At 52.6% G+C, this 13,519-nt stretch carries 7 protein-coding genes and 2 rRNA genes (1 of these 9 running past the window's edge); all 9 read left to right on the forward strand.

All coding sequences use genetic code 11. The features are described 5' to 3' along the window. Nucleotides 1–1,870, forward strand: a 23S ribosomal RNA gene (locus tag DVH26_RS03835) (it extends 1,044 nt beyond the left edge of the window). 164 nt (nt 1,871–2,034) lie between these two features. Next, nucleotides 2,035–2,151: ribosomal RNA gene (gene rrf, locus DVH26_RS03840) — 5S ribosomal RNA — on the forward strand. A 215-nt stretch (nt 2,152–2,366) separates the two neighbouring features. Continuing rightward, on the forward strand, nt 2,367–3,461 hold the full coding sequence (locus DVH26_RS03845) for a GntR family transcriptional regulator (protein ID WP_239631262.1): 1,095 nt from the start codon (nt 2,367–2,369) through the stop codon (nt 3,459–3,461). Nucleotides 3,462–3,495: 34 nt separating this feature from the next. Then, the gene (locus tag DVH26_RS03850; protein ID WP_239631265.1) at nt 3,496–5,850 is read left to right on the forward strand and encodes a helix-turn-helix domain-containing protein; all 2,355 of its coding nucleotides are present in this window, start codon (nt 3,496–3,498) and stop codon (nt 5,848–5,850) included. Nucleotides 5,851–6,047: 197 nt separating this feature from the next. Beyond that, on the forward strand, nt 6,048–7,589 hold the full coding sequence (locus DVH26_RS03855; RefSeq protein ID WP_239631267.1) for an extracellular solute-binding protein: 1,542 nt from the start codon (nt 6,048–6,050) through the stop codon (nt 7,587–7,589). Nucleotides 7,590–7,778: 189 nt separating this feature from the next. Further along, nucleotides 7,779–8,738: an ABC transporter permease gene (locus DVH26_RS03860; RefSeq protein WP_379456819.1), complete on the forward strand. Its 960-nt coding sequence runs from the start codon at nt 7,779–7,781 to the stop codon at nt 8,736–8,738. An 18-nt stretch (nt 8,739–8,756) separates the two neighbouring features. Next, nucleotides 8,757–9,641: a carbohydrate ABC transporter permease gene (locus tag DVH26_RS03865; protein ID WP_239631272.1), complete on the forward strand. Its 885-nt coding sequence runs from the start codon at nt 8,757–8,759 to the stop codon at nt 9,639–9,641. 49 nt (nt 9,642–9,690) lie between these two features. Next, entirely contained in the window at nt 9,691–10,710 is a 1,020-nt protein-coding gene (locus DVH26_RS03870) for a sialidase family protein (RefSeq protein ID WP_239631275.1), read from the forward strand. A gap of 58 nt (nt 10,711–10,768) precedes the next feature. Continuing rightward, nucleotides 10,769–13,507 carry an exo-alpha-sialidase gene (locus DVH26_RS03875; RefSeq protein WP_239631277.1) on the forward strand — a complete coding sequence of 913 codons (2,739 nt, stop codon included), beginning with the start codon at nt 10,769–10,771 and terminating at the stop codon, nt 13,505–13,507. Nucleotides 13,508–13,519 lie beyond the last annotated feature (12 nt).

A 13,519-nucleotide genomic window follows, 5' to 3' on the forward strand; every position in this document is an offset into this window, starting at 1 on the left:
CCCAAGTGTGTGTTAAGTGGGAAAGGATGTGGAGTTGCGCAGACAACCAGGATGTTGGCTTAGAAGCAGCCACCATTGAAAGAGTGCGTAATAGCTCACTGGTCGAGTGACTCTGCGCCGAAAATGTAACGGGGCTAAACACGCCACCGAAGCTATGGATGCAGAAATGCGTGGTAGGGGAGCGTTGTGTATACGTTGAAGGTGTACCGTAAGGAGCGCTGGAGAGTACACAAGTGAGAATGCCGGTATGAGTAACGAAAAGACAAGTGAGAATCTTGTCCGCCGAAAGCCTAAGGGTTCCTGAGGAAGGCTCGTCCGCTCAGGGTAAGTCGGGACCTAAGGCGAGGCCGAAAGGCGTAGTCGAAGGACAACAGGTTGATATTCCTGTACCACCGTGAACCGTTATGAGCAATGGGGTGACGCAGAAGGATAGTGACGCGGGCTGATGGATGCCCGTCCAAGCAGAGAGGCTGATGTGTAGGCAAATCCGCACATCGATAAGGCTGGTCTGTGATGGGGAGTGAAAATTATAGTAGCGAAGGTCATGAGTTCAGGCTGCCAAGAAAAGCCTCTAGCCAGGGAGAAGGTGCCCGTACCGCAAACCGACACAGGTAGGCGAGCAGAGCATGCTAAGGCGCGCGGAAGAACTCTCGTTAAGGAACTCGGCAAAATGACCCCGTAACTTCGGGAGAAGGGGTGCCTCGGTAGGGTGAATAGCCCGAGGGGGCCGCAGTGAAAAGGCCCAAGCGACTGTTTAGCAAAAACACAGGTCTGTGCGAAGCCGCAAGGCGAAGTATACGGGCTGACGCCTGCCCGGTGCTGGAAGGTTAAGGGGAGTGGTTAGGGGTAACCCGAAGCTATGAACCGAAGCCCCAGTAAACGGCGGCCGTAACTATAACGGTCCTAAGGTAGCGAAATTCCTTGTCAGGTAAATTCTGACCCGCACGAATGGCGTAACGACTTGGGCGCTGTCTCAACGAGAGATCCGGTGAAATTTTAATACCTGTGAAGATGCAGGTTACCCGCGACAAGACGGAAAGACCCCATGGAGCTTTACTGCAGCTTGATATTGGACTTTGGTACGATCTGTACAGGATAGGTGGGAGCCTAAGAAGCATGAGCGCCAGCTTGTGTGGAGGCGACGTTGGGATACCACCCTGATCGTATCGGAGTTCTAACCCGCGGCCGTGATCCGGTCGGGGAACAGTGTCAGGTGGGCAGTTTGACTGGGGCGGTCGCCTCCTAAAAAGTAACGGAGGCGCCCCAAGGTTCCCTCAGAATGGTTGGAAATCATTCGAAGAGTGCAAAGGCATAAGGGAGCTTGACTGCGAGACAAACAGGTCGAGCAGGGACGAAAGTCGGGCTTAGTGATCCGGTGGTACCGAATGGAAGGGCCATCGCTCAACGGATAAAAGCTACCCTGGGGATAACAGGCTTATCTCCCCCAAGAGTCCACATCGACGGGGAGGTTTGGCACCTCGATGTCGGCTCATCGCATCCTGGGGCTGAAGTAGGTCCCAAGGGTTGGGCTGTTCGCCCATTAAAGCGGTACGCGAGCTGGGTTCAGAACGTCGTGAGACAGTTCGGTCCCTATCTGTCGTGGGCGTAGGAAATTTGAGAGGAGCTGTCCTTAGTACGAGAGGACCGGGATGGACGTACCGCTGGTGTACCAGTTGTTCCGCCAGGAGCACGGCTGGATAGCTACGTACGGACGGGATAAGCGCTGAAAGCATCTAAGCGTGAAGCCCCCCTCAAGATGAGATTTCCCAGTATGTAAGACCCCTTGAAGACGACGAGGTAGATAGGTTCGGGGTGGAAGCACGGTAACGTGTGGAGCTGACGAATACTAATCGGTCGAGGGCTTATCCAATCATCTGTCATACGAGGTATGGTCAGATATGCAGTACACTTGCTCATTACACGCATCGTTTCGTATCTAGTTTTCAAGGAATAAATCCTTGAGCTGCATGCCCTTTTTAAGGGCTGATATTTTCTCGCAGCGAATTCGAGGCCGTAACGCTTCGAAAAATCCCGTTTGGTGATGATGGCGGAAGGGAACCACGCGTACCCATACCGAACACGACCGTTAAGCCTTCCAGCGTCGATGGTACTTGGACCGAAGGGTCCTGGGAGAGTAGAACGTCGCCAAGCAAAAAGCAGTTGATCTTATTTAAAGATCAGCTGCTTTTTTATTTTCATTAATAAGCTCGGTCCTCGCCACAAGGCAGCTGTTTGACATCGAAGTCAAAACGAAAACGCTGCTTTGTGGTTTTTTTATGCCGATCTATGGTAATAAATGCCTTGGTAAAATATAATAAACATAGAAACTAGTATGTCTGGTATGAATCAGTAATACAGATTATAGTGTGGGGGCGGTCGCGATAAATACCAATTCACTTCGTTACTTGCAAGTCAAGGAGCAGCTGATACAGCATATTTCATCCTTAAGGCCGCATGAACGGCTGCCGTCCAGAACGGACTTGTCCAAGGTGTATCAGGCTGCACGGACAACGATTGAGAGGGCTATATCCGAATTGATCGGGGAAGGAATCCTGTACGCGAAGGACGGAAGCGGAACCTATGTCTCGGAAGCGATGCGCGGACGTGCGGTCCGGCGCAAAAACGAACTAACGACATGGGGACTTCTTATCCCCGACATCCTGCATTACATTTACCCGGGTATCGTCAGGGGCATAAGCGACGTAGCAAACGATCATGATGTCAATGTGCTGATCTGTAATACAGATAATAGTTATGAGAAGCAAACGAAACACATAAACAAGTTAATAGACAGCGGAGTACAAGGAATGATCATAGTGCCGGCTATCAGCGGGACGATCGATTTAGAACCTTTTTATAAGCTGACGGAGGCGGGAATCCCGTTTGTATTTTGCCATCGTATGGTGGAAGGCATCCAGGCTCCCAGGGTAATCTCAAACAACTTTTACGCGGGCTATATGGCAACTAAGCATTTGATCGCAGCTGGATGTACGAGGATTGCCTTCATTTCAAGGCCGGTCTATTCGACGTCTTCGGAAAGATACCAAGGTTATGCAAGCGCCCTCGCAGAAGCCAGCATGCCGCTGCGGCAGGATCAAGTTGTATTTGAAGCTACCTTTGATACGGACGGGGAGGGATATGCCAGCGCACAGCAGCTGCTCAGGCAGGAGGAACGGCCGGACGGAATTTTTTGCTTTAACGATGGGATTGCGAAAGGGGCTTACGATGCATTAACCGAGCTAGGGCTGAAAGTGGGGCAAGATATTAAAATCGTAGCCTGCGACAATACGAACATATGCGAGACCCTGCCGACGAAGTTGAGCTCTGTGAAATTACCGACCTATGAGATGGGGGTTCAAGCTGCTCAGATGCTTGTCGACCATGACGCCTCTCTGCGTAACCCGACCTTATTATTGCAGCCGGAATTGATTATTAGAGAAAGCTCAGGGCCTGTTGTATAAGAAAGTATCCAAGGAACAAGGAGGTAAGAAAAACATGTTCCGGTGGTTTGCTGTATTGAATAAGTTGAAGAGGCGCAGCTTCTTCATCAAGCTGATCATGACTACCGTACTGATTGCCACAATTCCTAATCTGCTGTCCGATCTGGTGGCGTACCGCAAAGTGACCCGAACGTTCGAGCAGGAGACGGGGCAAAACAAGCTGCAATATTTGAACCAAACGATCAACGTGATGGAAATTGTATTGAACCGGATTAAGGAAAATTCCAACCTGCTGGTGCTGAATCAGTCTTTTCAGGACTTCGAGCGGTACCCGAACGGCAGCTACTATGAAGCGATACAGGGAGAAATATTGAAAGAGGATTTGCCCGCCCTATACGGGTACTTGGAGGCCAAGAAGAATGCGATTCTGACGATTAACGCGTTCAAGACGTCCAACGAATATGTCGATTCTGTCTATTTTTACGATAAGAACAAAAACCTCATCATGACCTCGGAAAGCGACGGAGCCAATAGGCAGTTCCCTCCGGAAGCTTTTTATGATAGTAACTGGTACAGTGCGCTAGCCGACTCCCATTATCTTGTTACCATGGAAACCCGAATGGCCAAACAGTATCATTCCTCTGAAAAGCATGTTTTATCCATCATCTACAAATCAACCAAAGGACAGAACGCCCTCATTATCAATCTCGATGCCGCTTTGATATACACCGAAATCATGAACAAGCTGAACCGTCAGGATGACATGTACGTGGTATCTCCGGAAGGAACGGTTTTGTTCCACAGCGATCCACACCGAATGTTCAAGTCACTGGACACCATACTGCCGGATAACAGTCGCATCTTTGGCGGCACAGGCTCTTTCGTAACGGAGCTGAATCAAAAGCAAATGCTGGTCAGCCACGCCACATCCAAACTTTTAAATTGGACGTTTATAAGCATCTCGGATATGCAAGCGCTTTCGAAAGGGACGGCTTCCATTAAGCAAACCATAGCGTTATCGGCGTTACTGCTGTTATTGCTCTCTGTTGCGCTGGCATACTTTTTCTCCAAAAGCTTGTATAAGCCCATTTCTTTACTTAGTGCGCTTACGATCGGCAAATGGGAGCGAAAGGCGGAGCATGCCGATGAAATTCATAGTATAGGCAGCTTCGTGCAATCTACGATTCACGAAAGGGATTTTTATAAAGAGAAGCTGGAGGAAAGCTTGCCGTTTTACCGCGAAAAGTTCAAGTATACGCTGCTGCACCGGCATTCTCTGACCATGGAGGAAATGGAAGAGAAGAAGCACTACTTGGGTCTCACTATCGCATCGCATGATTTGGCGGTATTGCTGCTCTCTTTGGAGGACGGGCGCGGCCGTATAACGGGGAGCGATATGATCACAAGCGATCTTTACAAAATGCGGGTCATCGAGGCGATTGATCGGTGTTCCGTGATGCGGGACGGCTATTTTGTCGTGGATTCGGAGAAAGATAAAATTGCGATTGTGGTCCATTGTCCGGGAAGCGACCGGCAGCAGGTGTTTCAGCTTGCGCAAAAGCTGCTGGATGAAGTGAACCTCGAGCTGCAGAGCGAGCTGACGCTGGGAATCGGAAGACTCTGCCCGACGATTCTGGACTTACCCCAAGGGTATGAGGAAGCGCTGGAAGCCCTCAAATACCGTATTTTGTATGGGCAAGGGGATGTCATCTCCATCGACGATAGAATGATCGACAGCGAAAGCGAATTTACGTTTCCGAAGTTGAAGGAGGAGCTGCTGCTCAGCCATATTAAGACGGCCAGAGAAGCGGAAGCGATTCAGGTGCTCAACGAGATCGTCATGGAGATCCAAGCCTGTAAAAACACGCTGCACTATAACCATATCCAACCGATCTTCATGCAGCTGCTGACCGGAATTATGAATACATATCACCAGTTGGGGGCTGACGTACGCGCTGTGCTAGGCAATGAAGCGGATCCGTACCGTGAGCTGCTGGATCAGGACTCACTGGATAGCATCGGGCGGTGGTTTCACAGGCTTATCGGCCTTACGGTTGCTTATATTGAGCGGGAAACGAGTGCCAGAGGGAACCAGCACATTGCCAAGGTGATCGATATTCTTGAGCGGGATTACAGCCAGGACATCTCCCTAAACTCGGTGGCGGAGCAATTGAACTTGAACCCTGCCTATATAAGCCGGTTGTTTAAGCAGAGCACCGGTCATCCGTTCGTCGATTATTTGAAGCGTGTCCGCATAGAGAGGAGCAAGGTGCTGCTGGCGGAGAGCGATATGAAAATCAATGAAATCGGCAAGCGGGTCGGTTACGGTAACTCGTATTATTTTATTAAGGTGTTTAAAGAGATGATGGGCTTGACGCCGGGCGAATATAAAAAAATAGTCGGTTCTTGAGCTGGCCCCTGTCACTGCCTGATGCAGCGGTGGCGGGGGTTTATTGTTGGCAAATGCATAATAACATTTTGATATGTAAAAATCGTAGTACGGATGTACGATATTTATTATTTAAAAACGCTTACATTGCATGCTACCGTTAGCTCAGAGTCAAGGTCCTGCACGTCGGGATCTGAAGCCAAAAGGGAGGAAAAGGGATGGTAAGCAAAAAAACGATCAGTCTATCCGTCATTGTTGCTTTATCTGCATCCGCATTAGCGGCATGCTCCGGCTCCGGTACGAGCGGTACGGCAAATCAAGGGAAAGAGGCGTCCAACGGGAACGGTGAAGCGAAGGCGTTGCCCAAAATTTATATTTATCAGAACACGGGCGCATTGAACCAAAAGCCGGAGGGAAGCGTGCCGGAGAAGCTCGAAGAGATGAAGAAAATGTACGTGGATAAGCTGGGCATTGAACCGATAGCGATTGTGCCGCCAAAAGGATCCGAAGGGGAGAAGCTGAACCTTCTGCTCGGCTCCAAGGATGAAATCGACACGTTCCAAGGCAATTGGGACGAATACGCGTCCAAGGGAGCGATTATTCCTTTGAATGATTTGCTCGATAAGTACGGGCAGGACATTAAGAAGGCATGGCCACAGGAAGCATGGGAGTACATGAAAGATAAGGACGGGAAAATATGGGGAATACCCCGTGGGGTACCATCGGTTCATTACCCGACTTGGGTTCGCTCAGACTGGGTTAAGAAGCTGAATTTGAAAACTCCGCAAACGATTGATGAGCTGGAGGCGGTGCTCAAAGCTTTTAAAGAGCAGGACCCCGACGGCAACGGTAAAGCCGATACGATTCCAATGATGACCGATCTGAATGGCATCAAGAATGCTCTGATGGGAGGCTTTGTAGAGCACGGGAACAGCAATTGGGTGGACCCTGCAGATAAGAAGCTGAAGCCGGTGGAGCTTGCTCCCGGATTCAAGGATTTTGTCGCCAAAATGGCCGACTGGTACCAGAAAGGCTACATCTATAAAGAAGCGTTCGCCAAGTTCGATCCGCTGGAGCTTCTGAAAACGAACCGGGTGGGCACTTCGACCATGTGGTATTCGAGAATCACGCTGCTATTCCCGCAAATCAAGCCGAGCCTTCCGCCGGAAGCGAATTATGAGATCGTGCGGGATATTCAAGGCCCCAAAGGCAAGCTGATCACAGCAACCGCAGCGAACACCAGCTCGATGGTCATTACGAAGAAAGCGAAGCATCCGGATGCGGTAATGAAGTTCATCAATTATCAATATCAGGATATGCCGACGAACACGCTGAACGCCGCCTTCGGAACGAACTGGAAATATACAGGGAACAACAAGTTCGATATTGAGCTGTTAAACAAGGATTTGTCGTATGCAGGCGAGTACATGGTGTCGCTCGGCATTGCTACGGAAAATAAATACGGCTTCAACGATCCGGTCAAAAAAATGCATGCGGATTATTTGAACAAGGAAGCACTGAATGTGAGCGTGGCGAAAATGCCGGTAGACGCAACCATCATGTACGATAAAAAAATGCTTCAGGAGAAAATCCCTACATTAGGCGATTTGGACCGTCTGCGCAGTGAAGAACTGGTGAAATTCGTTACGGGCGCAAGACCATTGAGCGATTTTGACAAATACATCGATCAGTTATACAAAGCCGGTTTGGACAAATGGATTGAAGAGTACACGAGACAATATAACGAAAAGAAGAAGTGAGGATTTGATCAAATGGAAGCTGCTGTAGGGCGGGAGTACGCTTATATCATGCAATGTGCGACGAGCTCGTTCGGGAATAAGGACGGGACCGTTCGCTGCAGATCCTGCCCCTTGCGGCTTGCCGTACCGTGAACGCATCATTTTTGTTGAAAGGAGGAAGCAGGTGTGAATACAAATACAAACGCAGAGCTGCCGCTTAGTCAAGCCTCCGCCTCCGCCAGGCAGTCCGTTTCCAGGAAAAAGCTATGGTCCGCGATCAAAATACACCGGTTTTACTACTATTTAATCATCCCGGGCATGCTGTATTTCCTGATTTTCGACTACATTCCGATGTTCGGCGTCATCATCGCTTTTAAAGACATTTCGCCCTTTGAAGGCGTCGAGGCGATTTTGACCGGACAATGGGTCGGGTTCAAGCATTTTATCCGCTTCTGGAATTCGTATTATTTCTGGAACGTGATGAGAAATACGCTGTTAATCAGCAGCTACAAGCTGTTTTTCGGCTTTCCCGCCTCCATTATTTTGGCCCTAATGCTCAACGAGCTGAGGCATGCTGTGTTCAAACGAGTCGTTCAGACGATTTCGTATTTGCCGCATTTCATCTCTACGGTTGTGGCAGCGGGGCTTGTCATGATGATTCTTTCCACCGATAAAGGACTGGTCAACGCGATTGTCGTTGCTTTCGGAGGGGAACCGGTCCATTTTCTCGGAGATCCCGATTATTTCCGGACGATTCTGGTAGCATCTCATGTATGGCAGACGATCGGTTGGGGGAGCATTTTGTATTTGGCGGCTATGTCCGGGATCGATCCGGGCTTGTACGAGGCGGCCAGAATGGACGGAGCTAGCCGGTTTCGGCAAATGTGGCATATTACGCTGCCGGGAATTACGCATGTTATCGTGATCATGCTGATCTTCTCCATCGGCGGTCTGTTGAATGCAGGCTTCGAGAAGGTATTGCTGCTGTATTCTCCGGCCGTGTACGAGGTCGCCGATATTATCGATACGTACGTGTACCGGGAAGGGTTAATTTCACTCGATTATTCGTTTGCTACGGCGGTCGGCTTGTTCAAGAACCTATTGGCCATGATTCTCATTCTTGGAGCCAATTATATAGCCAAAAAAATGAACCAGACGGGTATCTGGTAATGAAAGGAGGAAGTCTGGATGAGTTCCTTAAAGCCGACGGCAGGCGAGAGGTTGTTTGACGGTGTTAATATGGCGGTGCTGGTTATGCTGTCACTGATGTTCTTGATTCCGTTCGTAGCGGTACTGTCCACCTCGTTCATCAGTGCGGAGGAGTCGATGCGCAGAGGGGCGTTCGTCCTCATTCCGGAAAAGCTCGATTTTACCGCCTATGACCTGCTCTTAAATCGTGGACCGCTCATTTTTAATGCGTATAAAGTGACGATTTTCAAGGTGGTGGTCGGGACCTTCCTCAATCTGCTGTTTACGGCGACGCTGGCATATGGCTTATCGCGCAAGCAGCTCCCGGGTAGAAACGGGCTGGTGCTGATCATTTTTCTTACGATGATATTTCATGGCGGGCTGATTCCGACATACATGCTCATCGACAACTTGGGCATTAAGGATACGCTGTGGGCGCTTATTATTCCCGGTTTGGTGAGTGCGTGGAATTTGTTCATTTTGCGTAATTTTTTCATGAGCCTGCCGGAGGAGCTGGAGGAGTCGGCCATTATTGACGGGGCGTCGCCGGCGGTCATTTTGTGGAAAATCGTCATTCCGCTGTCGATGCCAGCCATCGCTACGATCGGGCTGTTCTATGCGGTCCATCATTGGAATGACTGGTTCGGCGCCTCCATTTACATTAACGAACAGAGCAAGCTTCCGATTCAGGTTGTGATGAGAAATATTTTGTTAAGCGGTGTAACGCAAAACGAGACGCAGCTGGAGTTCGTTCACGATCCGCCTCCGGCGGCGACACTGAAATCGGCGATCATTATCGTGAGTACGCTTCCGATCTTGTTCGTGTATCCGTTCATTCAAAGATATTTCGTGAAGGGCGTCATGGTCGGCTCGATCAAAGGATGAAGGCTGAAGGCTGGAACACCACTGGAGTAAAAGAGGAGGATTTATAAAGATGCTGCAGCAGGACGTATTGTTTGTGTCAGGACAGGACGGCTATCATACGTATCGGATCCCGTCCCTGCTTGTTACTTTGGAGGGCACGGTGCTTGCATTTTGCGAAGCGAGGAAAAACGGGGCGGGCGACGCGGGCGATATTGACGTCGTCGTTCGGCGCAGCCGGGATCACGGCAAAACGTGGGAGCCGTATCGGATTATCGCCGATGACGGCACGAACACGATCGGCAATCCTTGTCCGGTTCAGGACAGGGAGACAGGGACGATCTGGCTGCTGCTCTGCCGCAATGCGGAGGACGGCCATGAGAAAGATATTCTCGCCGGGAGGGCGGCGAGAGAGGTGCTCGTCATGAAAAGCGACGATGATGGAGTCACCTGGAGCGAACCGCGAAACATCACGCGGGATGTGAAGCGTCCGGAGTGGACCTGGTACGCAACCGGGCCGTGCCATGCGATTCAGCTAAAGAGCGGCAGGCTGCTCGTCCCCTGCAACCATGCAGTGCTTCAGCCCGAAGCAGGGCGGTCGGGCCCGTATACTGCACACGTGATCTACAGCGACGATCACGGGGAGAGCTGGCACCTCGGCGGCATCGTCGGCGAGAATACGAACGAATGCGCCGTCGCCGAGCTGCCGGATGGCACAGTGTACATCAATATGCGGAGCTACCATGGCCGCAACCGGCGCGCTTCCGCGTGGAGCCGGGATGAAGGGCGCACCTGGTCGGAGATCGCGCTGGACGAGGCATTGACGGAGCCGGTATGCCAAGGCTCCGTGCTGGAGGACGGGCGGGGCGGCATCTTGTTCTCGAATCCGGCCAGCACAGCGAGAGAGAAGCTGACGGTGCGAAGCAGCCGGGACGGAGGCAGAACATGGGCTGTACAGCAGGTGCTGCATGAAGGACCGGCCGCCTATTCCGATTTGGCCGTAACGAAGGACGGCCACGTCCTGTGCTTTTACGAATGCGGCGACGAAAGATGCTACGAGCGCATCACTTTGGCGCGTTATCCGCTCGAATAGACGTTCGGGCGAAGGTGCGCGTCGTCCGCAGAAGAAACGGAAGAAGGAGGCAGGAACGATGAGGAGACAGCGACTCTTGCTTATCATCGCTTTCTTATTGGCGTTAGGTCAGGCGATTCCCTTGTTTGCCGCCGGTGTTCAGGCGGCTGAAAGAGAGGAGGCGGCGGATACGGACCCTTATTATCGCAATATGGATCTATATGCAGCAGGGACGGAAGGATATCATACGTTTCGCATACCTTCGGTTTTGACGACCTCGTCGGGAACGCTGCTGGCTTTTGCCGAAGGGCGGAAAAACAGCGCATCCGATACGGGAGACATCGATCTGGTGCTGAAGCGCAGCTTCGATGAAGGGCGCACGTGGCAGCCGCTGCAGATCGTCTGCAACGATGGGATCAACACTTGCGGCAATCCGACTCCGGTGCAGGATGAGAGCACGGGCCGCATATGGCTGTTCATGACCCATAATTACGGCGAGGACACGATAGAGGAAATCAATAACGGCACGAGCAGAGGAGTCCGCACGATCTGGAGCTCATACAGTGACGACGAAGGTGCGACCTGGTCGGCGCCGGTCAACCGGTTCAACGAGGTGCAGCAGCCGAATACCCGGTGGGATGCGACAGGTCCCGGCATCGGCATCCAGCTTCGGCATGGTCCGCACAAGGGGCGGCTCGTCATTCCGGCTATCGGCCGCAACCTGCAAAGCGACGACCACGGCCTGACGTGGCAGGAGAGCGGCAGAATGCCTGCCGGAACGAACGAAGCTACGGTCGTCGAGCTGACGGACGGCACGCTGATGCACAACGACCGGCTCTCCACGCATCAGGAAGTGAGGAGGCGGGCGATCTCGACAAGCAGCGACCAAGGGGCTACCTGGTCGCCGATCCGTTACGCCGCAGAGCTGATCGATCCGATCTGCGAAGCGAGCATCATCCGGTATATGCCGGCCGACAACGGGCAAGGCAACCGGATGCTGCTGTTCGCGAACCCGGCGGACGAGAACCGCCGGGAGAAGATGACGCTGCGCCTGAGCGAGGACGACGGCGCAACGTGGACGATGGCGAAGACCGTATTCAAAGGGCCTTCCGCCTATTCGTCCCTGACGGTGCTGCCTAACGGGCACGTCGGCTTGCTGTTCGAAGGCGGAGAGAACAACGCCTACGAGAAGATCATGTTCGCGACGGTGAATCTTGCCTGGCTGTCTGTCGTCGAGCCCGATCTGGACAACGTAGTCATACCCGAAGGAGCATTAAGCCCCGTGTTCCGCGGGGATATCGAGGAATATCGGCTTCAGGTGTTCCCCGACATGGAGCAGGTGACGGTAACACCCGTCTCCTCGAACGGAAACATTACGATCGCGATCAACGGCGTGCAGGCGGTGGCTGGAGCTCCTAATGCCGTCCGTATTGCCGGGCTGGATACGATAACTATCCAAGCGAAGCTCGGGCAGCGAGTGAGGGATTATACGATACGGATCGATCGAACGAGGCAGAGGCCGGAGCTCATGCTGCACTGGAATTTCGATCAGACGAACTCTGGCGCCACCGTTACCGACCTGACCGGCAAGGGACACGCCGGGCTGCTGAAAAACGGGGCTGTCCTGCGGCAGGGAGCGGGAGCGTTAAGCGGATCGCTCTACTTAAACGGGAGCGGCGCTCATACGGAGATAACGAACGTTGAAGATTTGCATACCGGTACGGGTGACTTTACGTACTCCGTATGGGTGAAGCCCGAAGCGCTCGTGCAGCAGCGGCACATCATCTATTGGTACGGGCAAGCCGGCAAAGGTCTGCCGCAATGGTGGCTAGCCGTGGAAAAAAACGGCGCGGTCCGGATGAATATGACCGGATTGCCCTTGAAAGCCGAAGTGAGTGCCGTGACCCCTTCCGGATTAATCAAAGCCGGACAATGGGCGCATATCGCCGGAGTGAGGGACGGCTCCGTGCTGAAGGTATACGTGAACGGCGAATTGGCGAGCGCCGCCGTTACGTTCGACAGCGCCGGAATGGACATTACGAACCGCAGCGTACCTCCGCTCGTCGGCTTGGATAAAGGGACGGTGAACAACCGTCATTGGCTGGGTGAGCTTGACGAGCTGCGCATCTATAAGCATGCGATGAATGCGCATGAGATCAAGGGCTTGTACTGGAACGGCGATCAAGCCAAGCCGGTAACGGAGGCATCGGTGGAGCCTCAGCAGCCTAACGGGAAGAACGGCTGGTATACTTCCGACGTTACGGTGACGTTATCCGTCTACGACGACTTATCCGTCTACGACGACTTATCCGGAGCCGCCGGCACCGAATACCGGCTCAACGGAGGCGGTTGGAAGCCGTATACCGCTCTTGTCGCAGTAGATACGGAAGGCGTCAACCGGCTGGAATACCGGAGTACGGACCGGGCGGGACACGTAGAAGATCCCAAGGCGCTGACGCTGCCCGTGGATAAGACGGCGCCGATGCTCAGCGTCACACCGGATAAGCTCAGCCTGTGGCCGCCGAACCACAAATGGATTCCTATCCAGGTGACCATTGATGCGAAGGATCGGTCATCCGGCAACGTATCCGTCGTGCTCGACTCCATAACAAGCAGCGAGCGCTCCGGCGGCGCGGCGAACGATTTCGTGCAGGAAGCGCAGTTCGGAACCGACGACCGGAGCTTCCTTCTGAAAGCCGAGCGAAACGACGGCGGAGCGGGCCGGGTATATACCATCGTCTATACGGCAGAGGACGAAGCGGGAAATCGGGCGAGTGGAACGGCAGCTGTGACGGTTCCGCACGACCAATCGAAGTAAGCGGCTTGAGAA

Origin of the sequence: Paenibacillus sp. H1-7 (assembly GCF_022354825.1) — a bacterium.
GTDB lineage: Bacteria > Bacillota > Bacilli > Paenibacillales > NBRC-103111 > Paenibacillus_S.

Excerpts from the sequence above, each read along its gene's own strand:
- DVH26_RS03850 (WP_239631265.1), top strand. The coding sequence starts at position 3,496 with ATGTTCCGGTGGTTTGCTGTATTGAATAAGTTGAAGAGGCGCAGCTTC.
- DVH26_RS03865 (WP_239631272.1), top strand. The coding sequence starts at position 8,757 with ATGAGTTCCTTAAAGCCGACGGCAGGCGAGAGGTTGTTTGACGGTGTT.
- DVH26_RS03870 (WP_239631275.1), top strand. The coding sequence starts at position 9,691 with ATGCTGCAGCAGGACGTATTGTTTGTGTCAGGACAGGACGGCTATCAT.
- DVH26_RS03875 (WP_239631277.1), top strand. The coding sequence starts at position 10,769 with ATGAGGAGACAGCGACTCTTGCTTATCATCGCTTTCTTATTGGCGTTA.
- DVH26_RS03855 (WP_239631267.1), top strand. The coding sequence starts at position 6,048 with ATGGTAAGCAAAAAAACGATCAGTCTATCCGTCATTGTTGCTTTATCT.